Here is a 25,173-nt window from a genome sequence, read left to right as displayed (position 1 = left end):
CGTCATACTTACCGCTGTGACGAGCGCTGTAGGTACCTCCGGAACCGCCATCACGTCGAGGGTGCATTCGCTGAACCGGCCGAATATGGTCAGTGTCGGCACCATTGTGTGGCTTTCCAGCGAGTTGATGTTCTTTGCTGGGCTGTTCGCAATGTATTTCACCGCGCGTGCCCAGGCGGGCGGCGATTGGCCGCCGAAGCCGACCGAACTCAATCTGGCCCTCGCGGTGCCGGTGACGCTGGTGTTGATCGCGTCATCGTTCACCTGCCAGATGGGCGTGTTCGCGGCCGAGCGCGGCGACGTGTTCGGGCTGCGCCGGTGGTACGTCATCACGTTCCTCATGGGCCTGTTCTTCGTGTTGGGACAGGGCTACGAGTACCTCAACCTGGTCGACGAGGGCACCACCATCCCGGGCAGTGCCTACGGATCGGTCTTTTACCTGACGACCGGTTTCCACGGCCTGCACGTCATCGGCGGTCTGGTGGCATTCGTCTACCTGCTTGCCCGCACGAAGATGAGCAAGTTCACGCCGGCCCAGGCCACCGCTGCCATCGTTGTGTCGTACTACTGGCACTTCGTCGACATCGTGTGGATCGCCCTGTTCGCCACCATCTACTTCGTCCGATGACCAACTCGTCGATGAGAAGGGGTTCGATGACCAGCAAGTCCCGTCGTCGGTTACACCGGCGCCTCTCAGCAGCGATGCTGCTGCTGCTCGGACTTCTAGTCGCTGGTGGCCTCGCGGCCACCCTGACGCCGCGGCCTCAGGTCGCGGTCGCCGACGAGTCGCAGCTGGCATTGCTGCGTACCGGCAAGCAGTTGTTCGAAACGTCCTGCATTTCGTGCCACGGCGCCAACCTGCAGGGTGTGACCGACCGCGGCCCGAGCCTCATCGGCGTCGGCGACGCGGCCGTCTACTTCCAGGTGTCCACCGGCCGCATGCCTGCCATGCGCGGCGAGGCCCAGGCCGCCCGCAAGGACCCGGCGTTCGACGAACACCAGATCGACGCCCTCGGCGCCTACATCCAGGCCAACGGCGGCGGTCCTCAGGTTCCGCGTGACGCCAACGGCCAGATCAACCAGCACTCGTTCATCGGTGAGAACGTCGCCCGCGGTGGCGACCTGTTCCGCCTGAACTGCGCGTCCTGCCACAACTTCACCGGCAAGGGTGGCGCACTGTCGTCGGGCAAGTACGCGCCCGACCTCGGCCATGCCGCCGAAGTGCCGGCGCAGGTGTACACCGCCATGCTCACCGGCCCGCAGAACATGCCCAAGTTCTCGGACCGCCAGCTGTCCCCGGAAGAGAAGCGCGACATCGTCGCTTACGTCCGCGAGTCGGCTGAGCACCGCAGCCAGGGCGGCTACGGCCTCGGCGGCTTCGGCCCCGCGCCCGAGGGCATGGCGATGTGGATTATCGGGATGGTCGCCGTGATCGGCGCGGCTATGTGGATCGGAGCTCGCGCATGAGCGAGAACGTGAACATTCCCAGTGACGCGGAACTGCGCGAGATGTCGCGCGAAGAACTCGTCGAACTGGGCGGAAAGATCGACGGCGTCACGACCGTCTTCAAGGAGCCGCGCTGGCCCGTCGAGGGCACCAAGGCGGAGAAGCGCGCCGAGCGTCAGGTTGCGGCCTGGCTGCTGCTCGGTGGTCTCTCCGGCCTGGCCCTGCTGCTGGTGTTCCTGTTCTGGCCGTGGGAGTACAAGCCGTTCGAATCCGACGGCGAGTTCATCTACTCGCTGGCCACCCCGTTGTACGGCCTGACCTTCGGTCTGTCGATCCTCGCGATCGGCATCGGTGCGGTGCTCTTCCAGAAGAAGTTCATCCCCGAGGAAATCTCGATCCAGGACCGCCACGACGGCGCCTCCCCCGAGGTCCACCGCGCCACCGTCGCGGCCAACCTGACCGATGCGCTCGAGGGCTCGACGCTCAAGCGCCGCAAGCTGATCGGCCTGTCGCTCGGCGTCGGCCTCGGCGCGTTCGGCCTGGGCACCGCGGTCGCCTTCATCGGCGGTCTGATCAAGAACCCGTGGAAGCCGGTCGTGCCGACCGCCGACGGCAAGAAGGCCGTCCTGTGGACGTCGGGCTGGACCCCGCGTTTCCACGGCGAGACCATCTTCCTGGCGCGGGCCACCGGTCTGCCGGGTGAGTCCCCCTTCGTGAAGATGCGTCCCGAGGACCTCGACGCGGGCGGCATGGAGACCGTGTTCCCGTGGCGTGAGTCCGACGGCGACGGCACCACCCTGGAATCGCACGAGAAGCTCGGCCACATCGCTCTCGGTGTGCGTAACCCGGTGATGCTCATCCGCATCAAGCCCGAGGACCTGAGCCGCGTGGTCAAGCGCCAGGGCCAGGAGAGCTTCAACTTCGGTGACTTCTTCGCGTACACCAAGGTGTGCTCGCACCTGGGCTGCCCCTCGTCGCTGTACGAGCAGCAGACCTACCGCATTCTGTGCCCCTGCCATCAGTCGCAGTTCGACGCGCTGCACTTCGCGCGGCCGATCTTCGGACCGGCGGCCCGCGCCCTGGCGCAGCTGCCGATCACGATTGACAAAGAGGGCTACCTGGTCGCCAACGGCGACTTCATCGAACCCGTCGGACCGGCATTCTGGGAGCGCAAATCATGAGTCCCAAGCTCGCTGACATCGCTGCCGCACAAGGCGATGCGATCGACTCGCGGTACCACCCGTCGGCCGCGGTACGCCGCCAGCTGAACAAGGTCTTCCCGACGCACTGGTCGTTCATGCTCGGTGAGATCGCGCTGTACAGCTTCCTGGTGCTGCTCCTCACTGGCGTGTATCTGACGCTGTTCTTCGATCCGTCGATGGTCGAGGTCGTCTACAACGGCGTCTACCAGCCGCTGCGCGGCGTGCAGATGTCCCGCGCCTACGAATCGGCCCTGGAGATCTCGTTCGAGGTCCGTGGTGGCCTGTTCGTCCGCCAGATTCACCACTGGGCCGCGCTGATGTTCGCCGCGTCGATCATGGTGCACCTGGCGCGCATCTTCTTCACCGGTGCGTTCCGCCGCCCGCGTGAGGCGAACTGGGTGATCGGCTCGCTGCTGCTGATCCTGGCCATGTTCGAGGGCTACTTCGGCTACTCGCTGCCCGACGACCTGCTGTCCGGCATCGGCCTGCGCGCCGCGCTGTCCTCGATCACCCTCGGCATCCCGGTCATCGGCACCTGGATGCACTGGGCACTGTTCGGTGGCGACTTCCCCGGCAACATCATCATCCCGCGCATGTACGCCCTGCACATCCTGCTGATCCCGGGCATCATCCTGGCCCTGATCGGCGCCCACCTGGCGCTGGTGTGGTTCCAGAAGCACACCCAGTTCCCCGGCCCCGGCCGCACCGAGAAGAACGTCGTCGGCGTGCGCGTCATGCCCGTGTTCGCGATGAAGGGCGGCGCGTTCTTCGCCCTGGTCACCGGCGTCCTGGGCATCATGGGCGGCCTGCTGCAGATCAACCCCATCTGGGAACTCGGCCCCTACAAGCCCTCGCAGGTGTCCGCTGGTAGCCAGCCCGACTTCTACATGATGTGGACCGAAGGCCTGGCTCGTATCTGGCCGGCCTGGGAGTTCTACCCCTTCGGCCACACCATCCCGGCCGTGATGGGCGTCGCGGTGCTGATGGGCGTGGTGTTCGGACTGCTGATCGCCTGGCCGTTCCTGGAACGGAAGTTCACCGGCGATAACGCACACCACAACCTGCTGCAGCGTCCGCGCGACGTGCCGGTCCGCACCGCCATCGGTGCCATGGCCATCGCGTTCTACATGGTGCTGACCCTGGCCGCGATGAACGACATCATCGCGCTCAAGTTCGACATCTCGCTGAACGCCACCACCTGGATCGGCCGCATCGGCATGGTGGTCCTGCCCGCCATCGTCTACTACCTCACCTACCGCTGGTGTGTAGGCCTGCAGCGCAGCGACCGCGCCGTCCTCGAGCACGGTATCGAGACCGGCATCATCAAGCGGCTGCCGCACGGCGCGTACGTCGAGCTGCACCAGCCGCTGGGCCCGGTCGACGATCACGGCCACCCGATCCCGCTGGAATACCAGGGTGCCGCACTGCCCAAGCGCATGAACAAGCTCGGCTCCGCCGGCTCCCCCGGCACCGGCAGCTTCCTGTTCGCCGACTCCGCCGTCGAACAAGCCGCCCTCGCCGACGCCGAACACGCCGCCGAACACAAGGCACTCACCGCCCTCAAGGAGTACCAGGACGAGATTTCGCCCAACGGCTCCAACGGGCATCACTAGTTCGATCTACGGTTTCGGCCCGGTCTGGTTTCCACCAGACCGGGCCGAAGTCGTTTTCGGGTCCACTCCCCTACCCCGCCTCCGTTTTCTGCGCTGAGCCTGCGCTGGGGGGGAGAAAAGTCGAGTGCCCTGCGGCCTCGGCGCAGACTCAGTGGTGTGCGAACGCCGCGGTGATCCAGTTGCTGAACTCGCACGCCAGGTGCCACCTGTGCTGAGCGATCATGTACGGCGCGGTGAGCCAAGGGAATTCGACGCACAGCCGCGCATGGAAGCCGTTCGCGTCGTCGCGGAACTCGTGCCGGACGCCGCCGATCGCGAGACCGCCCGCGGCACGCGCGACCCCCGCCGCCTCGATCGGGAACGCCGCGTCCCGGGGCGTGACGAGTGGTGACGTGTCGTCGTAGTCGACGAAGAACTGCGTCGCCAGTGGGCTGCCGCCGGTCGTTTCGACGACCTCCTGCCGTCCGTCCGGGGCGGTGTCGATGAGGAAGTGGTCGGGGTTGGCGGCGATCATGCTGTGGGCGTAGTCGTCGCGCTCGGCGGCGGTGAACCACTCGACGAATGCCGCCGCGCTGCCGCCGGTGACGTACAGGTCGCACACGCTCGTCGCGCGTCGTCCGACGGACAGCTGCGTCGACCCGCGGGCCACGACCCCGGCCGCGCGGATGTCACGCGCCAAGCGCCGACGGACGTCGTCGGCACCCAGGGCCAGCTTGGCGTCGGCGAAAGCTGTTCGTTGCCGGGCGAGATCGCCGGCGGGCACGGGCAGGCCGATCTTGCGGGCGGCCTTGGGCAGGCGCCTGGCCTCCCAGGCGAGTACCTCATCACGAGACACGGCACGACCCGCGATCACGGCGTCGATGGTGAGCGTCTGGTCCGGCATGTGCGCATCTCCTACACTAAAAGCACCTATGGTTGCTTTTATATGCCCCGTGACGCTCCTGGGTCAACAGTCCTGCGAGACTGAATCGGTGACGGACACCACCATCGACGCCACCGCAGTCCCCCGACCGCGACCAGGTGGCCGGTCCGCACGTGTGGTGGCCGCGGTCCATGCGGCAACCCTCGAGCTCCTGACGGAAATCGGGTACGACAGCCTGCAACTGTCCGACGTGGCCAAGCGGGCCGAGGTGAACAAGACGACCGTCTACCGCCGGTGGCCGACTAAGGCCGCACTGGTTGCCGACCTGCTGGTGAGCTTCACGCAGCGCAACGTCGCGACACCGGACACCGGATCACTGCAGGGTGACCTCGAACAGCTCCTCGCCGACATCGTCACCGCGCTGACCGATCGGGCCATCCGCGCCGTCCTCTACGGCGCGCTGGCCGGCGCCGACGACAACGACGACGTCCGGACCGCGCGGGCCAGGTTCTGGGAGGAGCGGTTCCGGCGTAGCGGCGCGGTCGTCGAACGCGCGATGACGCGTGGCGAAATCCCGCCCGGCACCGACCCGCGCGCAGTGCTGGAGATGGCCGCTGGGCCGGTCTACTTCCGCGTCCTGTTCACGGCAGACGCGGTCACGCCCGACTATCTCGGTGAGACCGTCCGGCGCACCATTCGCGCGTTCGCACCGCGCTGAGCGCTAGGCCGCCCGGGCATCCTCGGCCGACGCCTCGAGCACCGCATGCAGGCCACGCAGGCAGTACCAGGGAATGGCGACCATGGCAGCGGTGACGAGGAATGCCAGGCCGTACAGGATCCAGGCCAACTCGTCGTGGCGGTCGGCCAGCATGTACGCGCCCAGGAAGATGAACAGCGTCGCGCCGCCCATGGCCGCGGCGATCCCGAGCGTGCAGCGCAGCCACAGCTGATCCACCGCCGCCACCGGAAAGCCCAGCATGCTGGTCGCCGGCGACGCCGAATAGCGGCGCACCACCGGGTCGTCGAAGGAGCGCAGGGCGCTCGTCGGAATCTCCCCGGCGGGGCGACGGTCGTCGGCCTCGGACGGTCCGCCCCCGAGCAGCGGCAGCGGTGCCGCCCCACCGCGACGGGCGCGCAGCAACAGCGGGATGGCGCCCACGATCACCGCCGCCGACACCGCGATGACGGAGTACAGCAGCCACGGCGTGTGCGACGACGCAGCACCCGACGGGTGCCGGGTACCAAGGTCCACCATGGCGACGACAGCGGCCACCCCGGCGCCCAGGGCCGCCAGCCACACGGCGACGGAGCCGCCGAGCAGAAGACGGTCCAACTGCTCGGGGTTGCCGCCGGTCACTCGCGACCGGGTTGAAGTCTCAGCGTTGTACGGCATTTAACAGCTCGTCTGCCAATCATCGTTTGTCTGCGAGGCCAGCGTCTGGCCGTCGCTGGTCACAATCGAACAGTTCAGGTGGCTCAGCCGCAGCAGGCTGGAGGCCTGCACCGAGCCCACATCGGACATCGAGATCGGTGTCAGAGTGATCATCCACGGAATGTAGACGTTCTGCTGGGTGCGCTGGCGTCCCGCGGCGTCGGTGTAGGTCACCGAAATACGGTCCAGCGGCGCCTTCGTGCCCCAAATCCGGTACGTGACATACCGCGGTCCGGTCGGCGGCGCCGACGTCGTGGCCGGCGGCGCGGCCGCGGCGGTGCTGGGCGGCGGAGGCGGCGGCTCTTCCGACGGGGGCGGTGGCGGCGGCTGAGTCACGGTCACCGTCGACGGAGGCGGCGGAGGTGGCGGTGGCGGGGGCGCCTCGGTCGTCGTGGGCGGAGGCGGCGGCGTGGTCGTGGTGGTGAACTCGTCCTGGAACGGCGGCGCCGACGTCGTACTGGTCGACGGCGTCGCCACGTTCTCCGAGCTGCTGTTGCGGGTCACCAGGATGGCGACGGACGCCACCAGCGAAATGGCGGCGATGATCGCCACCACACCGACGACCCACGGCCACCGCGGCGGCGGGGCGTCGTCGGCGTCGGGTTTGGCCTCGTAGCTGTCGTAGTCGTACAGCGCCGGCTCCGGCGGCACGTACGGGGCGATGGTGAAGTGCTCGGACTCGGGCGCCGAGTAGGCCTGCGAATAGATCTCGGTTTCGCCGGTGCCTTCACCGACGCCCGATGACTCCCGGGCCGCATCATCCGAGCCCGGGGAATGTGACCCGCTCACGTACGCCTATCCCTCTCGACCACTGTGTCGCTGCAGCTGAGGAACGTCGCTCACGGCGACATTCCAGCCTTCGGCAGACATTACCCAACATGGGCCCGGCATGGCCGTACCGGACGGTGCCAGAGGACCATCTGACATACGGTTGTGACCTGACCGCAGAGCGATCAGGTCACAGGGGCCGTACGTGTCAGTGCTTCTCGGGGCCGGTGTAGTACTCGAACACCAGGCCGGCGACGGTGGCCAGCACGAAGCAGACGCCGGCGACGATCAGCCAGGGCAGCCACAGGCCGATACCGACCGCGGTGGTCGAGGCCGACAGGGCGATCAGCAGCGGCCACCAGCTGTGCGGGCTGAAGAAGCCCAGCTCGCCGGCGCCGTCGGAGACCTCGGCGTCTTCGTAGTCCTCGGGCCGGGTGTCGAGGCGACGGGCCACGAACCGGAAGAACGTGCCGATGATCAGCGACAGACCGGTGGTCAGCACCAGCGCGGTGGTGCCGGCCCACTCGATGCCACCGTTCGCGTACAGCGCGGTCAGCGCGCCGTAGCCGACGGTCGCCAAGGCGAAGAAGGCAGTCAGAATCTCGAAAAGTCGGGCTTCGATATGCATGGCGTATCCCCTACTTGCTCGCCTGAGCGGGCGAACCGACCTGCTCGCCGCGGCGAGAGTCGAACGGATGGGTCGTCTGGGCCACCGGCGGCAGACCGATCGAGACCAGAGCGTCGGCGTTGGTCGCCTTCGGGTGATCGATGCGGTACTGCAGGTAAGCCTTGAACTGCTCCGGCTCCACGACGCGCACCTCGAAGTTCATCATCGAGTGGTACGTGCCGCACATCTCGGTGCAGCGGCCGACGAACGGACCGGTCTTCTCGATCTCGGTGACCTGGAAGATGTTGTCCGAGTGGTTGGCCTCGGGGTTCGGGATGACGTCCCGCTTGAACAGGAACTCCGGCACCCAGAAGCCGTGGATGACGTCGGCCGAGGCGATCTGGAACTCGATGCGCTTGCCCTTCGGCAGGACCAGGATCGGAATCTCGGTGCTGGTGCCGATGGTCTCGACCTTGTCGAAGTTCAGGTAGCTGCGGTCCTCGGGGTTCTCGCCGCGGATCGCGCCGACCTTCTCCTCGCCGTGCTCGTCCTTGCCCTCGGGCTTGGACTTCATGGCTTCCTTGCGGGCGGCGTCGGCGCCGTCGTAGGAGAACGTGTTGTCCTTGAAGGCGACCTTCTGGTAGCCGAACTTCCAGTTCCACTGGAAAGCGGTGACGTCGATGGTGACCTCAGCAGGCTTGCTGTGGTCCATCATCTTCTCCTGCACCACGACGGTGAAGTAGAAGAGCACCGAGATGATGAGGAACGGCACGACGGTCAGCACCAGTTCCAGCGGCATGTTGTAGCCGAACTGACGGGGCAGTTCAGTGTCGGTCTTCTTCTTGCGGTGGAACGCCATCGCCCAGAAGATCAGCGCCCACACGATGGCGCCGACCACGAACGAAGCGATAACCGACCACACCCAGAGGTCACGGTTTGCGTGCGCTTCTGGCGTGATGCCGGTCGGCCAACCCAGGCCGAAGACTTCCTGCCAGCTGCATCCGCTGAGCAGCAGCGTCGACGCGCCGAGAATGGCGGACAACGCCACCAAACGGAGCCCGCGAGCGGTCACGTTGAGGCCCTCCTAGAGGTCGGTCAAGCCGGTCGAATACTACGCAGCGTAGACCACGCCCACGGTGCCGAGCGAAGCGACCGGCCAATCGGCAGCGCCGGTTCTGAGTTCACCTGCCTGAACAGGCATACTGGCGCCGTGTGCGGACTGCTGGCCTACCTGGCCGACCCTGTTGCCGACCATTCCACTGACCTGGTGAACGCCGTTTCGGATGCCACGCATCCGATGCGCCACCGGGGCCCGGACGAGTCGGGCGCATGGGCCGATGACAGCGATCCGACCGACGGACACCACACCGTCGTCTTCGGCTTCAACCGGCTCTCCATCATCGACATCGCGCACAGCCACCAGCCGCTGCGCTGGGGTCCGCCGGAGTCGCCGAACCGCTATGCGCTGGTGTTCAACGGCGAGATCTACAACTACCTCGAACTTCGGGAAGAACTGCGGACCGAGTTCGGCGCCGAATTCGCCACCGAGGGCGACAGCGAGGCGATCGTCGCCGCCTACCACTACTGGGGCACCGCGGCGCTGGGCCGCCTGCGCGGCATGTTCGCCTTCGCGCTTTGGGACACCGAGACCCGTGAGTTGTTCTGCGCGCGTGACCCGTTCGGCATCAAGCCGCTGTACTTGGCGACGGGCCCCGGCGGCACGATCGTCGGCAGTGAGAAGAAGTGCATCCTCGACCTCGCGGCGCGCGCCGGCATCGACCTGAGCATCGACGAGCGCGCCGTCCAGCACTACACGGTGCTGCAGTACGTGCCCGAACCCGAGACACTGCAGCGCGGGATCCGTCGGCTGGAGTCGGGCAGCTACGCCCGCATCCGGCCGGGCCAGCAGCCCGAGGTGACGCGCTACTTCAAGCCGAAGTTCAGCGCTGTGCCATTTGTCACAGGGCAGGAGCAGGCCCGGTACGACGAGATCACCGCGGTTCTGGAGGATTCGGTCGCCAAGCACATGCGGGCCGACGTCACCGTCGGTGCGTTCCTGTCGGGAGGTATCGACTCCACCGCCATCGCCGCGCTGGCGATGCGGCACAACCCCAAACTGATCACGTTCACGACGGGCTTTGAGCGCGAAGGCTTTTCCGAGGTCGACGTGGCCGTCGCCTCCGCCGAGGCCATCGGCGCGCGGCACGTGACCAAGGTGGTGAGCCAGGCCGAGTTCGTCGAGGCACTGCCCGAGATCGTCTGGTATCTGGACGAGCCGGTGGCCGACCCGGCGCTGGTGCCGCTGTTCTTCATCGCCCGCGAGGCCCGCAAGCACGTCAAGGTCGTGCTCTCCGGCGAGGGCGCCGACGAACTGTTCGGCGGTTACACCATCTACCGGGAACCGTTGTCGCTCAAGGCCTTCGATCGCGTACCGCGGGGACTGCGGCGCGGACTGGGCAAGGCGTCGAAATCACTGCCGGACGGTATGCGCGGCAAGAGCCTGCTGCACCGCGGGTCGCTGACGCTCGAGGAGCGCTACTACGGCAACGCCCGCAGCTTCTCCGACGAGCAGCTGCAGTCGACCCTCGCGCAGTTCGATCCCGAATGGACCCACACCGATGTGACGGCGCCGATCTACGCCGAGTCCGCGGGCTGGGACCCGGTGGCGCGCATGCAGCACCTGGACCTGTTCACCTGGCTGCGCGGCGACATCCTCGTCAAGGCCGACAAGATGACGATGGCCAATTCACTGGAACTGCGGGTGCCGTTCCTGGACCCCGAGGTGTTCGCGGTGGCGTCCAAGCTGCCGTACGACCAGAAGATCACGCGCACCACCACGAAGTACGCGCTGCGCCGGGCGCTCGAGCCCATCGTGCCCGCTCATGTGCTGCACCGCGCGAAGCTGGGTTTCCCGGTGCCGATCCGGCACTGGCTGCGTTCGGGCGAGCTGCTGGAGTGGGCGTACGCGACGGTCAACGCGTCGCAGGCCGGGCATCTGATCGACCTCGACGCCGTCCGCGAGATGCTCGAGGAGCACCGCAACGGCGTCAGCGATCACAGCCGCCGGCTGTGGACGGTGCTGATCTTCATGCTGTGGCACGCCATCTTCATCGAGGGCAGCGTGACGCCGCGGATCAGCGAGCCCGTCTACCCCGTCGAACTCTGACCCATACGACGAAAGTGCGTGAAATGACCGCGAATTCGCACTGAATTCGGTCGTTTCCCGCACTTTCGGCGGTTATCAGCTCAGGGCTGCGGCGATCTCATCGGCGGCCTCGACACCGAACGCGTCCGACAGCCGCGGCAGCGCGGTGGCCTTGTCCCAGGTCCATTCCTGCGGACCCGGCGCCTCGAGGACCAGCGTGGCCACGAGCGAGGCCAGCTGAGCGGCCCGTTCCAGGCTCAGGCCGGCGCCGCGGCCGGTGAGGAAACCGGCGCGGAACGCGTCACCGATGCCGGTCGGGTCGACCTTCTCGTTCTCGGGCACCACGTCGACGTGGACGAACGAACCGTCGCCGACGATGTCGACGCCCTTCTCCCCCAGCGTGGTGACCCGCAGCTGGATCTGGCTCATCACCTCGGCCTCGGACCAGCCGGACTTCTGCAGCAGCAGGTCCCACTCGTAGTCGTTGGTGAACAGGTAGGTGGCGCCGTCGATGAGGCGGCGGATCTCCTCGCCGGACAGCCGGGCCAGCTGCTGGCTGGGGTCCGCGGCGAACGGCAGACCCAACTTCCGGCATTCCTCGGTGTGCAGGAACATGGCCTCGGGGTCGTTGGCGCCGATGATCACGAGCTCGGGCTCGCCCTGGGCGGCGACGAGGTCGGCCAGTTTGATGTTGCGTGCCTCGGACATGGCGCCGGGATAGAACGACGCCAACTGCGCCATGTCCTCGTCGGTGGTGCAAACGAATCGTGCGGTGTAGGCGGAGTCGGACACCAGCACCTGCGAGCAGTCGACGCCGTGCGACGTCAGCCAGCCGCGGTAGTCGTCGAAGTCCTTGCCCACCGCGCCGACCAGCGTCGGGCTACCACCCAGGATGCCGATGGCGTAGGCGATGTTGCCCGCGACGCCGCCGCGGTGCACGACCAGGTCGTCGACCAGGAAGCTCAGCGACACCTTCTGCAGGTGTTCGGCCAGCAACTGCTCGGCGAATCGGCCCGGGAAGCGCATCAAATGGTCGGTCGCGATCGATCCGGTCACGGCAATGGTCATTCGGCGAGCTTACCCAGGCTGACGCCCCGGCCCGCCTGCGCGGGTGCGCTAGCCTGTGGTCAACATGGACGGCGCATATCCGTACCCGGAATCGATCCCCCCGCAGCCGGGTCCGGGGAACCCCACATTCGGAGCCCCTTTCGGCGGCCCGCCTCCGGCCTACCCGACGACGCTGCCACCGGCCGTGGAGTACCCGTCGGGCGGCGGAAACAACAAGAAGCGCATCCTGCTGGTCGTCGGCGCTGTCGTCGCGGTCGTCGCCGTCATCGGCGGCATCATCTTCGCGGTGCGCAGCACCAGCGATCGCGGTCTGACCGATGCCACCGCCAAGTCCGCGATCCAGGGATACCTCAACGCGTTGCTGCATCAGGACAAGCAGACCGTGGCGCGCCATGCGCTGTGCGGCCTGTATGACGGCATCAAGGATCACGCCACGGATTACACGGTGGCGAATCTGGCCAGTGATGCGTTCCGCAAGCAGTTCGGTCAGGCGGATGTGACGTCGATCGACAAGATCGTGATGCTGTCCCCGAATCAGGCGCAGGTGCTGTTCACCATGAAGGTGGCGCCATCAGGCCGGCTGCCGCGCGGTTCGGGACCCAAGAACAACGAATTCCAGGCTGTCGCTCAGCTGCTGGTGCAGCCGCGCGAGACCCTGGTCTGCTCGTACCTGCCGCGCCCGGCGGACTCCCTGTAGGAGGCCGCCGGACCGGCCGGTTGAATCAGTTGAACGAATCGCCGCAGGCGCAGGAGCCGGTGGCGTTCGGGTTGTCGATCGTGAAGCCCTGCTTCTCGATGGTGTCGACAAAGTCGATGGTCGCGCCCTGCACGTACGGGGCACTCATCCGGTCGACGGTCAGATTGACGCCACCGACGTTGGTGGTGAGATCACCATCGAGGGTGCGGTCATCGAAGAACAGGTTGTACCGCAGGCCGGCGCAGCCGCCCGGTTGCACGGCGATACGCAGCGCGAGGTCGTCACGGCCTTCCTGATCCAGCAGGGCCTTGGCCTTGGCGGCCGCAGCGTCGGACAAGATCACGCCGTGGGTCTCGGTCGAGGTACCGGTGGTGGTCGCGTCCTCAACAGTCATTGCTTCTCCCTGGTGCACACTCGATTGCCTGGCAATATCCAGGCACCATCAACGGTACCTTGTCGGGCCGTTATTCCCGAGTTCAGCGGCTACGCCTGCAGCTAACCCGGCCAGCTGGTTGGCCGCATCACTGATGGCGAGCTCCACCGAACCGGCGTGGTCGACGATCGAATGGGCTGCCGCGACGCCGGCACCGGCCAGCGCCGACGGGTCCAGCGTCACCTGCCCGGCCAGCACCAGGACGGGCTTGCCGCCCGCCTGGCCGACCAGGGCGCTGATCACCTTGCCGTGCAGCGACTGGTCGTCGAACCGGCCCTCACCCGTGATGACCAGGTCAGCGGCGGCCAGGTCCGCGGCCAGCCCGGTATGGGTGGCGATGACCGTCGCGCCCGATTCGCGCCGTCCGCCCAGCGCCAGCAGCGCCGCTCCCAGCCCGCCGGCGGCGCCGGCTCCGGGCTCGACGGCGACGTCGCGGCCGGCCACCGATTCGAGTTCACGGGCCCACGCCATGAGCCGCTGCTCCAGCAGCACCACCGTGGCCGGATCTGCGCCCTTCTGCGGGCCGAACACCGCGGCGGCACCCATCGGACCGAGCAGCGGGTGCTCCACGTCGGAGGCGACGACGACCTCGATGCCGGCGAGCCTCCGAGATGCTGGCGTCAGGCCGCCCAGCGCCGCGACAAGCCCCTGGCCACCGTCGGTGCACGAGCTGCCGCCGAGCCCCACGACCACCTTCGTCGCGCCCGCGGTCAGCGCCGCGTCCACCAGTTGCCCCACCCCGAAGCTGGTGGCGTCGAGCGCGGTCCGCACGGTGGGCGGCCCGCCCAGCAGCGCCAATCCGCAGGCCTGCGCGCACTCGATGTACGCGGTGTCCTGGTGCAGCACCCAGTGCGCGGTGACGTCGCGGTCCAGCGGGCCGCGCACCGTGGCCGCCTGCAGACCGCCCAGCCGTTCGGCCAGGACGTCGACGAAGCCCGGGCCGCCGTCGGACTGCGGCGCGAGCACCAGCGTGTCGGCCGGCCGCGCGGCGGCCCAGCCCGCGGCGATGGCCGCCGCGGCCGCCACGGCGGTGAGGCTGTCGCCATAGCAGTCGGGGGCGACTAGGACTCTCATCGGAGCAGGTTAAGCCGCCCACGGCTCGGGTGCATGACGGCCGACGGCGGCGACCGAAGTAACCTGACAGCGTGAATCTGCTGGGCCGCAAGAAGGACAACGCCGACTCCGGAGACGAGAGTGGCAATGCTGACGACGTCGACATGACAGTTGACGCGGGCGACGACGCCGGGGCCCGGACCACCGCGCCCAAGGGTCGCCCCACTCCCAAGCAGAGCGCGAACCGTAAGCGCGGCCCGGTCGCACCGGCGCCGATGACGACGGCCGAGGCCCGCAAGCGCCGCAAGGAGCTGCGCAACTCGAAGTCGAAGGAAGAGCGCAAGGCCGACCGCGTGGCCCGCCGCGCCGACATGGATGCGCGCCGCGCCAAGATGATGGCCGGCGACGAGGCCTACCTGTTGCCCCGTGACAAGGGCCCGGTCAAGCGCTACGTCCGCGACCTCGTCGACTCCCGGCGCAACGTGCTGGGGCTGTTCATGCCGTCGGCGCTGGTGCTGGTGTTCTTCATGATGGCGCTGCCGCCGGTGCAGACCCAGGGCCTGCTGTCGGTCGCGATGCTGGGTCTGATGGTCATCATGGCCATCGACGGCGTCCTGCTCAGCCGGCGCATCAACAAGCGAGTCGACGCGAAGTTCCCGGGCAACACCGAAAGCGGTTGGAAGCTGGGCTTTTACGCGTCCAGCCGGGCTTCGCAGCTGCGCCGCATGCGTGTGCCGAAGCCGCAGGTCAACCGCGGAGACAAGGTCGACTGAGCCCGGTGCGCACCCTGGTGCTCGGCGGCATCCGGTCGGGAAAGTCGCAGTGGGCCGAGGACTGGATCGCCCGTGCGGCGGGTCCGGACGGGCCGGTGCGCTACGTCGCGACCGGGTCCGTCGACGGCGACGCCGACTTCGCGGCCCGGGTTTCGGCCCATCAGAACCGTCGCCCGGTGCACTGGTCGACCGTCGAATCCGCTGACGTGGCAGCTACTTTGCGCGACTCGGCCGCCACGATGGTCGATGACATCGGCGGATGGCTCGTCGCCGCGATGGACCGGCGCGCCGCCTGGACCGGCGGCTCGATCCAGACCGATGTCGACGAATTGGCCTCCGCGGTCAGCGAATTCACCGCGCCACTGGCCCTGGTCAGCCCAGAGGTGGGCCTGACCGTCGTCCCCGCCACGGAATCGGGCCGCCGGTTCGCCGACCAACTGGGCTCGCTCAACCAGCGCCTGGCCGCGGTCTGCGACCGCGTGGTGCTGGTGGTGGCCGGCCAGCCTCTCACCGTCAAGGAGCCCAGATGAGCGATCCCCGCGCCCAGTTCCCCGATCTCACCAAACCCGACGCCGACGTGCGCGAGGCTGCCCTCGCGCGTCAGCTCACCTTGACCAAGCCGCCGGGCGCGCTGGGACGCCTCGAGGATTTGTCGGTCTGGGTGTCGGCGTGCCAGGGCGTCTGTCCGCCAAAGCAATTCGAGCGGGCGCGGATCGTGGTGTTCGCCGGCGACCACGGCGTGACGGCATCGGGCGTCTCCGCGTTCCCGTCAGAGGTCACCGCGCAGATGGTGGCGAACTTCGACGCCGGCGGCGCCGCCATCAACGTGCTGGCCGAGGTGGCCGGCGCCACCGTGCGCGTGGCCGACATCGCCGTCGACGGTGAGGCCCACTCCCCCGCGATCGGCGCCCACAAGGTGCGGCGCGGCAGCGGCAACATCGCCGTCGAGGACGCGCTGTCGACCGAGGAGGCCATCGCGGCGATCGCGGCGGGTCGCACCATCGCCGATCAGGAGGTCGACGCGGGTGCCGACCTGCTCATCGCCGGCGACATGGGCATCGGAAACACCACTCCGGCAACGACTCTGGTCGCCGCTCTGACGGCGACCGAGCCCGTTGCCGTCGTGGGCCGCGGCACCGGTGTCGACGACGAGGGCTGGGCGCGCAAGACCGCGGCGATCCGCGACGCGCTGTTCCGTGCCCGCCAGGTCAAGGCCGATCCCGTTGCGCTGCTTGCCGTTTGCGGCGGTGCCGACCTGGCCGCCATGGCCGGTTTCCTGGCCCAGGCCGCCCTGCGACGTACGCCGGTGCTGCTCGACGGCATGGTGGTGACGGCGGCCGCGCTCGTCGCCGACCGGCTGGCCCCCGGCGCGAAGACCTGGTGGCAGGCCGCGCACCTGTCGACCGAACCCGCTCATGCGGTGGCACTGCAGCGCCTGCAGCTGACCCCGATCCTGGACCTCGGCATGCGCCTGGGCGAAGGCAGCGGCGCGGCGGTGGCGCTGCCGGTGCTGCGGGCCGCGGTCGCGACGCTGGCGTCCATGGCCACATTCGGCGAGGCGAACGTCACCGACAAACCCGCCCACTGACTGTGATCGGTTCCCTCGCTTCGGCTTTCGCGTTCAGCACCGTCCTGCCGGTGCGCAGTGACCGGCCGTTCGGCCGCGGCACACTGACCGCACTGCCGGCCGTGGGCGTCGTTCTCGGCGGTATCGCCGCGGCCGTGGTGTGGGGCGCCGGGCAGGTGTACATGACCGGCCCGCTCGCCGGGTTGCTCGCGGTGGCGGTGCTGCTCCTGCTGACCCGTGGCCTGCACATCGACGGGCTGTCCGACACCGTCGACGGCCTCGGCTGCTACGGACCGCCTGAGCGGGCCCTGGCCGTCATGCGCGGCGGCACCGCGGGCCCGTTCGGGGTGGCCGCGATCGTGGTCGCGATCGGCGCACAGAGCATGACGTTCGCCGCGCTGAGCCCGGTGGCGGTCGTCGTCGCCGTCACTGCGGGCCGCGTCGCCGCCCTGACGGCCTGCCGCACGTCGGTACCGGCGGCACCGGGCAGCACGCTGGGTGCGATGGTTGCCGGTAGCCAACCGGTATGGGTGGTCGCGGCGTGGACGGTGGCGGTCGCGGCCGCATCGGCGTGGGCGACGCCGCGGTTGTGGCAGGGCCCGGTCGTCGTACTCGTCGCCCTGGGGGTCACCGCGCTACTGGTGGCGCACTGCGTCCGCCGGTTCGGCGGGATCACCGGCGACGTGCTGGGCGCGGCCGTCGAGATCACGACGACGCTGACGGCGCTGGGACTCGCTGCCCACTAGCCGCAAACCTCGTTGACACTGCGGCCAGGGCGCTGCGTACTCGCACCTTTGCGCCGTAGCCGCAGCGTCAACGCAGGAAACTATCCCAGCCGGGTCATCCAATTGTGGGTGTCGGCGAACGTGCCGCGCTGAATTCCCGTGAGGGTGTCGCGCAGCGCCATGGTGACCTCACCGGGCTGGCCATCACCGATGGTGAACTCGCCGGCCGATTCGCCGTGTCCGTACTTCACGTGCGCGACCGGGGTGATGACGGCCGCGGTACCACAGGCGAACACCTCGGTGATCTCGCCCGCGGCGGCCTTCTTCTGCCACTCGTCGATGTCGATCTTGCGTTCCTCGACCGCGAAGCCGGCGTCAACGGCCAACTGCAGCAACGAATCCCGCGTGATGCCGGGCAGCAGCGAACCGGACAGCTCCGGGGTGACCAGCCGCGCCGAACCACCGCTGCCGAACACGAAGAACAGGTTCATGCCACCCATCTCTTCGACGTACCGGCGCTCGATGGCGTCCAGCCAGACCACCTGGTCGCAACCCATCTCGGCGGCCTGCGCCTGCGCGAGCAACGAGGCGGCGTAGTTGCCACCGAACTTGGCCGCACCGGTGCCACCGGGGCTGGCCCGCACGTACTCGGTGGACAGGTACACCGACACCGGCTTGATGCCGCCCTTGAAGTAGGCGCCGGCCGGCGAGCCGATCACCAGGTAGCGGTACTCGTTGGCGGGCCGCACGCCCAGGCCCGGCTCGGTGGCGATGATGAACGGCCGCAGGTACAGCGACGCCTCGCCACCGGCAGCGGGCACCCACTCGTTGTCGACGGCGATCAGCTGACGCAGCGACTCGACGAAGACGTCCTCGGGCAGCTCCGGGATGGCCAGGCGCCGGCACGACGACTGCAGTCGGGCGGCGTTGGCCTCCGGGCGGAACGACACGATCGAGCCGTCATTCCAGCGGTACGCCTTCAGACCTTCGAAGACCTCCTGCGCGTAGTGCAGGACGATGGCCGACGGATCCAGCTCGATGGGGCCGTACTCGGTGACCCGGGCGTCGTGCCAGCCGCGGTCGACGGTGTAGTCGATGGCCACCATGTGGTCGGTGTGGAACCGCCCGAATCCGGGGTCGGCCAGAACCTGGGCCCTTACCTCGTCGCTCGCCGGGTTGCTCGCGCGCGAAACGGTGAATTCGAGGGGGCCATCGGTCATATGCCGATTGTATCGCCCGTGGCTAGCGCGTTTTCGTCGCGGCTAGCGCGTCTTGGCCGCCACGAACGGCGGCGCGACGACCTCGCACTCGAGCGCCCGGCCGCGGACGTCGACGGTCACGCGCGCGCCGTCGGCGATGTCGGCCGCGGTGTCGAGCAGCGCCAGCGCGATACCGACCTTGAGGCTCGGCGAGAAGGTGCCCGACGTGGTGATGCCGACTGGCTTGTCGCCATCCAAGACGGTGAGGTCGGCGCGCAGCACGCCACGACCGACCGCCTTGAGACCGCGCAACGTGCGCTTGGGGCCGGCTTCCTTCTCCGCGAGCAGGGCGTCGCGGCCCCAGAACGCGTCCTTTTTCCAGCCGATGGCCCAGCCGCAGCGGGCCTGCAGCGGCGAAATATCCAGTGACAGTTCATGTCCGTGCAGCGGGTAGCCCATCTCGGTGCGCAGCGTGTCGCGCGAGCCCAGCCCGGAGAGTTCACCGCCGGCGTCCTTGACCGCGGCGACGAGCGCGTCGAACACGACACCCGCGCGGCCCCACTCGGGCAGCAGTTCGTAGCCGTGCTCGCCGGTGTAGCCGGTGCGGCACACCCGGACCGGCACGCCGTTGTATTCGGCGTCGGCGTAACCCATGTAGTCCATGTCGGTCGGCAGCCCGAGCGCGGTGAGCACCTCGGTGGACTTCGGTCCCTGCACGGCCAGCACGGCGTAGGAGCGATGCTCGTCGGTGATGGTCAGTTCGGGCGGGGCGACGCGCTGCAGCTCGGCGACCACGGCGGCGGTGTTGGCCGCGTTGGGCACCAGGAAGATCTCGTCGTCGGAGACGTAATAGGCGATCAGGTCGTCGATCACTCCGCCGGATTCATTGCAGCACAACGTGTATTGCGCCTTGCCCGGCCCGATGCGGCGCAGGTCGTTGGTGAATGCGGAGTTGACGAACTCGGCGGCGCCGGGGCCACGCACCAGGGCCTTGCCGAGGTGGCTGACGTCGAACAGGCCGACGGTCTCGCGGGTGGCGTTGTGCTCGGCCACGGTGCCGGCGTACGACACCGGCATCAACCAGCCGCCGAATTCGGCGAAACTCGCCCCGAGTTCGCGGTGACGGTCTTCCAGCGGGCCCTGCAACAGTTCGCTCACGGCCGGAAAGCCTAGCTCGGCGGCCAGAGTTTCGGGGTATCGACGCTGGTTGTCATGGCTTCGGCGTCGATTGTGACGCCGTCAGCGGTCGTTCGATACGGAACCAAGACGTCGAGCGCCGGGCCGTCACGATGTTCGAGCCGAATGTTGATCGCGTCGCCATCGAATGGTGCGCGCACAGTGACATCCAAGACAGTGGCGCGTGCCCGCACCAGTTGAGCGTCGTCGTCGTTCTGGAGTGCCGACATGACGGCATCCGCAGTGTTACGGACGGACGTCCCCAAGGCGCGCATGGTGCGGTGGCCGCCAGAATCGATGACCAACATGAACGGCGCCAGGTTCTGAAAGCTCAGTGCCGTGGCAGCCGCTTGTATGCTGGCCTGCAGCAGCTCGTTGAGATCAGCTTGGGTTGCAGGGCTGAATTGCGTATGCCAGTCCATCGGCGGATCTCGTACCTCGTGGGGGGGTGGGGATGGATAACAGTTTACGGGTGGATCCAGACGTACTGGATCACGGTGCGGCGCAGCTCCATGCGGCGCATAGTGCCATCCAAGCGGCATTGTCGAGGGCTCGCGACAGCCATGAAACGCTTCAGGGCGCGTGGCATGGCCGCGCCGCCGACGCGGGTGCACAAATCTGGGCCGATGTACACGACAAGTTCCGTCGGCACCTCGACGCGCTGGCGGACAACGCCACGAAACTGTCTGTCGCTGCTCGTCTTTATCGCGGTCAGGATGCGTCGTCTGGTGCCGACATCGCACAACAGATGTGAGACGACGTTGCCCACATACGAATACAACCTCGATGAGATGAACGAGTTCATCACAGCGCTTGAACGATCGATCGAGGAGATCACAACCCATTGCGACAACGCGAGATCCACGGTGGCGGCCGTACTTAATCACTACTCCGGTTCGGCTGCAACGGCTTTCACCGAATTCCACGAGGGCTGGCAGGCCACCGCCCGCGAACATCTGGAATCGCTGAAGGCATACCGGACGCACGTGGCCACGGCGCGCGACAACTGCGCCGAGGCGCGGCGCAAGAACATCGAAATGTTCCGATAGGACGGGTCTGTTGACGAAGATCACGCCGGAGAACTACTACGCCGTGGCCGCCAAACTGTGTGCCGCATCCACGCAGCTCGCAATGGACGTAAAGAATCTCGACAACGCACTGGACGTCAGCCAGTCCGCGGGAACTTATGCCTCCGGAGGACCGACATGGGCCCAGAGTTTTGACCAGTCCGCCTCCGACGTCTTCGAACTTGGGTCAACCACCGCCATCGCTGCCCGCGAACTGGGTTACCTCGTTCATCAGGCTGGCCTCAACCACGCCCATGCCGAAAACGAATCTGGCGGTGGCGGGAACCAGCCAACCCCACCGACACCCCAGGGGTGCACGCTGGAGACAAATCTCCATCCGAGTCAGCATGCGGTTGGCGGAACGCACGAGAAGCCCGACCGATGGGAGTTGATTGCCGAGTACGTCACCAAGCAATGGGCTGACTGTGATGAGGGCCGAATCGACAGCGCCGGAAAACAATTCACGAGTTTTGCCAACAGCAAGGGCGCCACAGCCGTGCAGCTGTGGAACGACATCACCACAGTGTTCACCGACGACGCGCAACACCAGAGTCCCGAAGTCAACGGAATCGTTGACGAAGTCGCGGCCGTCTGCAGATCCTTGCGAGACACTGGCGACGCAGCCAGCGCTTTGGGCACGGCATGCTCGGAAGTTCACCGGGTTGCCAATATCGACAAGAGCACCGGCCGCACATCCCTGAAGATTCTCGATTTGATCATCAAGTCGTACGAGATCGACAAGATCGCCGCGCGCCGGCTTCCGTTCGGGTCCTGGATAGTCCGTCAGCTCGACGAATTGATCAAAACCAACAAGATCGCGTACGCCCGCGGTATGGACAAGCTGATCGAAGGCATCAACGGCACGGTCGACACTGCCGCGAAGTCCAATCAGGGCATCTATTCGCTCGCGACCGGCAGCACCCAGGGGCTGTCGTCGATTCTCAACCGCACACCTCGACAGACCAATCCGATTCGGAACCGCGACGACCGCGATAACGACGCAGCCGGCAAACGCGGCGAACAACGGGCCGGGGTGCCGGGCAATTACAAGAAACGATGGGTGAGGGTCACGGTCAACGGTGTCCCGAGGATCGTCGAACCGGATTACATCGACCGAGCCAACAAGAATGTCGTTGAAGTCAAGAACACCAACGAGATTCGTGGCAACTACGACCAGATCGCCGCGGAGACCGAGTGGGCACGTCAGCAGGGTTTCACCATGACGTTGGTGGTCGATCACCGCACCGTGATTAACGATCCGCGTATTCAGGCCATGATCGATTCTGGACAGATCCAATTGATCCGCAAAGAACTGGACGACAACGATGACATCTGATCCGCAAGGCGCACGGGATGCCACCGTCGCCGCATTGCGCGAGGCAATCGGTGCAGTTGAGGCCACCAGCGCCGACTTAGTCCGCAAACCGCCACCACCGCAGGAAGCCCCGCCGCCCAAAAAGCGCCGCACACCTCCGAAGCAGAACCCCGACGGCAGCTGGCCACCCATCACCTACCCAGGCATGCCCGAAGGCGACGACTGGATGCACAACCTCCCAGCGCGCTACAGGGACGGCCAACGCGGACACGACCGCAGAATCATGGAAGAGCTCGCCGCCGTCGGCGTCCCCTGCTACACAGTCAGCGAGTTGGCCGACCGTGCCGAGACGGTTCCACAAGGCATCCCCATCTTCATCGACTGGCTCACGCACCTGGAAGAACGTGTCCCCGGGCCTGAATCTGACCACCGGGAGATCCTGCGTTCGGGGCTGATCTGTGCTCTGGACGACCCGGCCGCGCGCGGCAACCAACGGGCGATCGACCTGCTCATCCAGCAATTGCGGCGACAACCGCCATTAGCCGGACCAGTGCGAGACTTCACCGAATATGCGTTGGCTCATATCGCTACTAAGACCGACTTCCCGGCCATCGCTGCCCTGATCGACGAATTGCCACCGGACTATCCGCGAGGAGCATTGATCGAGTACCTCGGCAGGGTAAAGACCTCGGAAGCACAAGCAATCGCACTGCACTGGCTCGACAACGGTTACGCATACTTCGCCATCAAGGCACTGGTTTCGATGAAGGCCATTGGCGTGCGCGACCGCGTCGCGCCCTACGTCAATGACCACGATCCCTGGGTGCGGAAAGTCGCCAAGCGCGCCATGGAACGGCTGCCCGAATGACGAGCACCGCACCACCGCTCCAGAACTTCCGGACACTCGACCGAGCTGCCGACCCCATTGAAGGAGAAATACGCCGATGACCTATGACGACGCTGGTTGGCACCAAGACACGGTCGGTGAACACGACCTGGACCCCGACTGCGCCGCCACCCACATCGGCATGTTCTTCGCATGGCTGGCCTACCACGATCTGGTCGACACCGAGAGAACGAATACCGCACCGCTCCTTGCCCGGTCGATCACTCCAGGAAAGTTCCTGATCGACCACTGCTGCGGAGAGATCAACTCGGCCGATGTCACCGCACGCGGCGCCGCGTTCTGCGAAGCGGCCTATCGTCAGTATCTGCGCGTCTACGACGCTATCCCCGAAATCGCCCGGTGCGAGGTCAGTTACGCCGCGCCAGACACGTGGGAGACGTACGACGCCGTGGCACCGGTAATTCAGGAGGCCTACGAAGTCTTCCGACATGGCGGCAACTGAGTACCCCTTGTCAATTCACGTCGAATGGTTACCCAAATGACCGACAACCGATTCATCGACATCGAAAGCCTTGAAGGCCAAGCCGAATTGATCGCACGTACTCGCCGAGCGGTCGACGAGATCGGCGAAGTTCAGGCCTGCTCCCCCGACGATTTGGTTCGCGTCACCGTCGCAGTCTCCGGTCTGGTAACTGATGTCGATCTGGCCGACGAGACCGTGCGCCTCGACCGCGAAGAACTCGGCCGACTGATCGCGGCCACCGCGCAGAAGGCCAGCCAACTCATGGCAGCCAAAGTCGCCGAGGCCATGGCCGAGGTCCATCGTCTTCAAGAACTGCTGCTCGCCGACTTCGACGGTGTCGACGCCTCTGCAGCCGAGGCTCTCCGCAGCATCGCTGCCAATTCTCGCGCTGACGAACTGCCAAACGACGTGGACCCATTCGACTTCTATGTCCCATACGACCAACCGTCGGACCAGGATCGAGACGACTGGTAACCACACATCCGCAAAGCCCAGTCCGCCCCATCACCGCCCGGTAGCTGTCAGACTCGTTTCGTGGTCGATTTCGACGCGTTGGAAGCCGCGGGCATCGCCGATGCGCGCCGGCGCGCGCCGCTCATCGAGTATCTGGACAGCCTGGGACTCACCGCTGAGCAGATGATCGAGGCCGAGAAACAGGGCCGGCTGTTCGGGCTGGCGGGCGACGTCGTGCAGTGGTCGGGGCAGCCCAGACACAGCTTGGCCGATGCCGCGAGCGTGCTCGGGGTACCGGTGGCCGACGTTCAACAGACGTGGGCGGTGCTGGGCCTGACAGCGTCCGACCCGACCGCGCCGACGCTCTCCGACGCCGACATCGAGGCACTGCGCACCTGTGCGGACCTGCGGACCACGATCGGCGACGACGCCGCGTGGGGATTCCTGCGGGTCGTCGGTACCAGCGTGGCACGGATGGCCGAGGCGCTGGCGTCGATGAGCCGCACCGGTCTGCCCGACCTCGACCTGGCCCAGACCCACGACGAACTCGTCACCGCGCGCGCCTATCGGGCGGCGGCCCAGTTCATCCCGCGCATCGGCGGCATGATCGACGCCGTCCACCGCCACCATGTCGCCTCCGCCAGAGAGTATTTCGACGCGATCGACCACCGCGAAGCGTCAACGGTGGTGTGCGGCATCGGGTTTGCCGATCTGTCCAACTTCACGCAGCTCACGCAGCGGCTGACACCGGACGATCTGACCAGCCTGCTGAACGAGTTCAACGCCATCACCAACGATGTGGTGCACGCGGACGGTGGCCGGGTGATCAAGTTCATCGGCGATGCGGTGATGTGGGTCAGCGCGACACCCGAATCGCTGGCGCGGGTCGCAGTCGACCTGGTGCACCATCCTCGGCCGAAGATGGCCCACATCCGCGTGCGGGCGGGCCTGAGCTTCGGGCCGGTGGTGGCCACCGGCGGCGATTACTTCGGCAACGCGGTGAATCTGGCAGCCCGCCTGGTCGCCGCGGCCGAGCCCGGGCAGATTCTGGTGTCCGCGCCCTGGTACGACATGCCGGGCAAATGGCCCGTCGCGCCACGGGAGCCGTTGGTGCTCAAGGGCTTCAACGACCCCGTGACCGCGTTCGAGGTGTGCGCAGAGGCTGAGCAGGCGGCCCGACTGGCACAGTGACTAGGGTGGGC

General features: G+C 67.0%; 29 protein-coding genes. 18 read left to right on the top strand and 11 right to left on the bottom strand.

Annotation, left to right across the window (positions count from 1 at the left end):
• The first annotated feature begins 16 nt into the window (after window positions 1-16).
• The 4 genes from ACJEIK_RS10175 to ACJEIK_RS10160 are packed head-to-tail and all read left to right on the top strand — an operon-like array spanning window position 17 to window position 4,261.
• Entirely contained in the window at window positions 17-628 is a 612-nt protein-coding gene (locus ACJEIK_RS10175) for a heme-copper oxidase subunit III (protein ID WP_082762195.1), read from the top strand.
• Window positions 625-1,467: a c-type cytochrome gene (locus tag ACJEIK_RS10170; protein WP_409431433.1), complete on the top strand. Its 843-nt coding sequence runs from the start codon at window positions 625-627 to the stop codon at window positions 1,465-1,467. The genes ACJEIK_RS10175 and ACJEIK_RS10170 overlap by 4 nt, the downstream gene beginning before the upstream one ends.
• The gene (locus ACJEIK_RS10165; RefSeq protein WP_064858744.1) at window positions 1,464-2,627 is read left to right on the top strand and encodes a ubiquinol-cytochrome c reductase iron-sulfur subunit; all 1,164 of its coding nucleotides are present in this window, start codon (window positions 1,464-1,466) and stop codon (window positions 2,625-2,627) included. Before ACJEIK_RS10170 ends, ACJEIK_RS10165 begins: the two co-directional genes overlap by 4 nt.
• Window positions 2,624-4,261, top strand: coding sequence for a cytochrome b (locus ACJEIK_RS10160; RefSeq protein ID WP_409431432.1), 1,638 nt, complete (start codon window positions 2,624-2,626; stop codon window positions 4,259-4,261). The genes ACJEIK_RS10165 and ACJEIK_RS10160 overlap by 4 nt, the downstream gene beginning before the upstream one ends.
• A 148-nt stretch (window positions 4,262-4,409) precedes the next feature.
• Here ACJEIK_RS10160 and ACJEIK_RS10155 read toward each other — a convergent pair whose 3' ends face one another.
• On the bottom strand, window positions 4,410-5,144 hold the full coding sequence (locus tag ACJEIK_RS10155; protein ID WP_135357085.1) for a hypothetical protein: 735 nt from the start codon (window positions 5,142-5,144) through the stop codon (window positions 4,410-4,412).
• A gap of 88 nt (window positions 5,145-5,232) precedes the next feature.
• On the opposite strand from ACJEIK_RS10155, the gene ACJEIK_RS10150 reads away from it, so the two are divergent.
• On the top strand, window positions 5,233-5,841 hold the full coding sequence (locus ACJEIK_RS10150) for a TetR/AcrR family transcriptional regulator (RefSeq protein ID WP_237162879.1): 609 nt from the start codon (window positions 5,233-5,235) through the stop codon (window positions 5,839-5,841).
• Window positions 5,842-5,844: 3 nt separating this feature from the next.
• Here the strand turns inward: ACJEIK_RS10150 and ACJEIK_RS10145 are convergent, their stop codons facing one another.
• From ACJEIK_RS10145 to ACJEIK_RS10130, 4 genes are all read right to left on the bottom strand, one after another.
• Entirely contained in the window at window positions 5,845-6,516 is a 672-nt protein-coding gene (locus tag ACJEIK_RS10145; protein WP_135357084.1) for a DUF2561 family protein, read from the bottom strand.
• Window positions 6,517-7,344, bottom strand: a complete 828-nt coding sequence (locus ACJEIK_RS10140; protein WP_409431431.1) for a hypothetical protein — start codon at window positions 7,342-7,344, stop codon at window positions 6,517-6,519.
• A 187-nt stretch (window positions 7,345-7,531) separates the two neighbouring features.
• Window positions 7,532-7,951, bottom strand: a complete 420-nt coding sequence (locus tag ACJEIK_RS10135; protein WP_020103569.1) for a cytochrome c oxidase subunit 4 — start codon at window positions 7,949-7,951, stop codon at window positions 7,532-7,534.
• A gap of 10 nt (window positions 7,952-7,961) precedes the next feature.
• Window positions 7,962-9,002, bottom strand: a complete 1,041-nt coding sequence (locus ACJEIK_RS10130) for a cytochrome c oxidase subunit II (RefSeq protein WP_061002997.1) — start codon at window positions 9,000-9,002, stop codon at window positions 7,962-7,964.
• 138 nt (window positions 9,003-9,140) lie between these two features.
• On the opposite strand from ACJEIK_RS10130, the gene asnB reads away from it, so the two are divergent.
• On the top strand, window positions 9,141-11,096 hold the full coding sequence (asnB, locus tag ACJEIK_RS10125) for an asparagine synthase (glutamine-hydrolyzing) (protein WP_064859234.1): 1,956 nt from the start codon (window positions 9,141-9,143) through the stop codon (window positions 11,094-11,096).
• A 75-nt stretch (window positions 11,097-11,171) separates the two neighbouring features.
• Here the strand turns inward: asnB and ACJEIK_RS10120 are convergent, their stop codons facing one another.
• Entirely contained in the window at window positions 11,172-12,143 is a 972-nt protein-coding gene (locus tag ACJEIK_RS10120) for a carbohydrate kinase family protein (RefSeq protein ID WP_267325071.1), read from the bottom strand.
• Between the two features lie 64 nt (window positions 12,144-12,207).
• Here ACJEIK_RS10120 and ACJEIK_RS10115 point away from each other — a divergent pair, with 64 nt between their 5' ends.
• Entirely contained in the window at window positions 12,208-12,840 is a 633-nt protein-coding gene (locus tag ACJEIK_RS10115; RefSeq protein ID WP_064859280.1) for a hypothetical protein, read from the top strand.
• 25 nt (window positions 12,841-12,865) lie between these two features.
• Here the strand turns inward: ACJEIK_RS10115 and ACJEIK_RS10110 are convergent, their stop codons facing one another.
• Both ACJEIK_RS10110 and ACJEIK_RS10105 read right to left on the bottom strand, forming a co-directional pair.
• Window positions 12,866-13,234 carry a HesB/IscA family protein gene (locus tag ACJEIK_RS10110; protein WP_061003004.1) on the bottom strand — a complete coding sequence of 123 codons (369 nt, stop codon included), beginning with the start codon at window positions 13,232-13,234 and terminating at the stop codon, window positions 12,866-12,868.
• Window positions 13,235-13,282: 48 nt separating this feature from the next.
• Entirely contained in the window at window positions 13,283-14,347 is a 1,065-nt protein-coding gene (locus ACJEIK_RS10105; RefSeq protein ID WP_061009758.1) for a glycerate kinase, read from the bottom strand.
• 71 nt (window positions 14,348-14,418) lie between these two features.
• On the opposite strand from ACJEIK_RS10105, the gene ACJEIK_RS10100 reads away from it, so the two are divergent.
• From ACJEIK_RS10100 to ACJEIK_RS10085, 4 genes are read left to right on the top strand one after another with little or no spacing between them, the layout of a single operon-like run.
• On the top strand, window positions 14,419-15,099 hold the full coding sequence (locus ACJEIK_RS10100; RefSeq protein ID WP_061001345.1) for a DUF3043 domain-containing protein: 681 nt from the start codon (window positions 14,419-14,421) through the stop codon (window positions 15,097-15,099).
• A 5-nt stretch (window positions 15,100-15,104) separates the two neighbouring features.
• On the top strand, window positions 15,105-15,629 hold the full coding sequence (locus tag ACJEIK_RS10095) for a bifunctional adenosylcobinamide kinase/adenosylcobinamide-phosphate guanylyltransferase (protein ID WP_061001346.1): 525 nt from the start codon (window positions 15,105-15,107) through the stop codon (window positions 15,627-15,629).
• On the top strand, window positions 15,626-16,687 hold the full coding sequence (cobT, locus tag ACJEIK_RS10090) for a nicotinate-nucleotide--dimethylbenzimidazole phosphoribosyltransferase (protein ID WP_061001347.1): 1,062 nt from the start codon (window positions 15,626-15,628) through the stop codon (window positions 16,685-16,687). The genes ACJEIK_RS10095 and cobT overlap by 4 nt, the downstream gene beginning before the upstream one ends.
• 2 nt (window positions 16,688-16,689) lie before the next feature.
• Window positions 16,690-17,412: an adenosylcobinamide-GDP ribazoletransferase gene (locus ACJEIK_RS10085; protein WP_061001348.1), complete on the top strand. Its 723-nt coding sequence runs from the start codon at window positions 16,690-16,692 to the stop codon at window positions 17,410-17,412.
• Window positions 17,413-17,492: 80 nt separating this feature from the next.
• On the opposite strand, the gene ACJEIK_RS10080 is transcribed toward ACJEIK_RS10085, so the two are convergent.
• The 3 genes from ACJEIK_RS10080 to ACJEIK_RS10070 are packed head-to-tail and all read right to left on the bottom strand — an operon-like array spanning window position 17,493 to window position 20,188.
• Entirely contained in the window at window positions 17,493-18,611 is a 1,119-nt protein-coding gene (locus ACJEIK_RS10080; RefSeq protein ID WP_061001349.1) for a branched-chain amino acid aminotransferase, read from the bottom strand.
• Between the two features lie 42 nt (window positions 18,612-18,653).
• Window positions 18,654-19,748: a glycine cleavage system aminomethyltransferase GcvT gene (gene gcvT / locus ACJEIK_RS10075; RefSeq protein ID WP_064859241.1), complete on the bottom strand. Its 1,095-nt coding sequence runs from the start codon at window positions 19,746-19,748 to the stop codon at window positions 18,654-18,656.
• Window positions 19,749-19,759: 11 nt separating this feature from the next.
• Complete coding sequence (locus ACJEIK_RS10070; RefSeq protein WP_051634574.1) at window positions 19,760-20,188, bottom strand: hypothetical protein; 429 nt, start codon at window positions 20,186-20,188, stop codon at window positions 19,760-19,762.
• 50 nt (window positions 20,189-20,238) lie between these two features.
• On the opposite strand from ACJEIK_RS10070, the gene ACJEIK_RS10065 reads away from it, so the two are divergent.
• The 7 genes from ACJEIK_RS10065 to ACJEIK_RS10035 all read left to right on the top strand — a co-directional run bounded on the left by ACJEIK_RS10065 (window position 20,239) and on the right by ACJEIK_RS10035 (window position 25,162).
• Complete coding sequence (locus tag ACJEIK_RS10065; protein ID WP_165605536.1) at window positions 20,239-20,520, top strand: WXG100 family type VII secretion target; 282 nt, start codon at window positions 20,239-20,241, stop codon at window positions 20,518-20,520.
• A 37-nt stretch (window positions 20,521-20,557) separates the two neighbouring features.
• Window positions 20,558-20,815, top strand: coding sequence for a WXG100 family type VII secretion target (locus tag ACJEIK_RS10060; RefSeq protein WP_409431430.1), 258 nt, complete (start codon window positions 20,558-20,560; stop codon window positions 20,813-20,815).
• A gap of 10 nt (window positions 20,816-20,825) precedes the next feature.
• Window positions 20,826-22,169: a putative toxin gene (locus tag ACJEIK_RS10055; protein ID WP_064859244.1), complete on the top strand. Its 1,344-nt coding sequence runs from the start codon at window positions 20,826-20,828 to the stop codon at window positions 22,167-22,169.
• Complete coding sequence (locus tag ACJEIK_RS10050; protein WP_234789672.1) at window positions 22,159-23,016, top strand: HEAT repeat domain-containing protein; 858 nt, start codon at window positions 22,159-22,161, stop codon at window positions 23,014-23,016. Before ACJEIK_RS10055 ends, ACJEIK_RS10050 begins: the two co-directional genes overlap by 11 nt.
• A gap of 76 nt (window positions 23,017-23,092) precedes the next feature.
• Window positions 23,093-23,497: a hypothetical protein gene (locus ACJEIK_RS10045; protein ID WP_064859245.1), complete on the top strand. Its 405-nt coding sequence runs from the start codon at window positions 23,093-23,095 to the stop codon at window positions 23,495-23,497.
• A 36-nt stretch (window positions 23,498-23,533) separates the two neighbouring features.
• A complete protein-coding gene (locus ACJEIK_RS10040; RefSeq protein WP_029118585.1) occupies window positions 23,534-23,992 on the top strand; it encodes a YbaB/EbfC family nucleoid-associated protein in 459 nt (152 codons plus the stop codon).
• A gap of 60 nt (window positions 23,993-24,052) precedes the next feature.
• Complete coding sequence (locus ACJEIK_RS10035; protein WP_409431429.1) at window positions 24,053-25,162, top strand: adenylate/guanylate cyclase domain-containing protein; 1,110 nt, start codon at window positions 24,053-24,055, stop codon at window positions 25,160-25,162.
• Window positions 25,163-25,173 lie beyond the last annotated feature (11 nt).

It is taken from the genome of Mycobacterium sp. SMC-16 (assembly GCF_046250085.1).
Lineage (GTDB): Bacteria > Actinomycetota > Actinomycetes > Mycobacteriales > Mycobacteriaceae > Mycobacterium > Mycobacterium phocaicum.
Note: the sequence above shows the minus strand (reverse complement) of the source record. Positions and strands in the feature narration are given on the sequence as shown.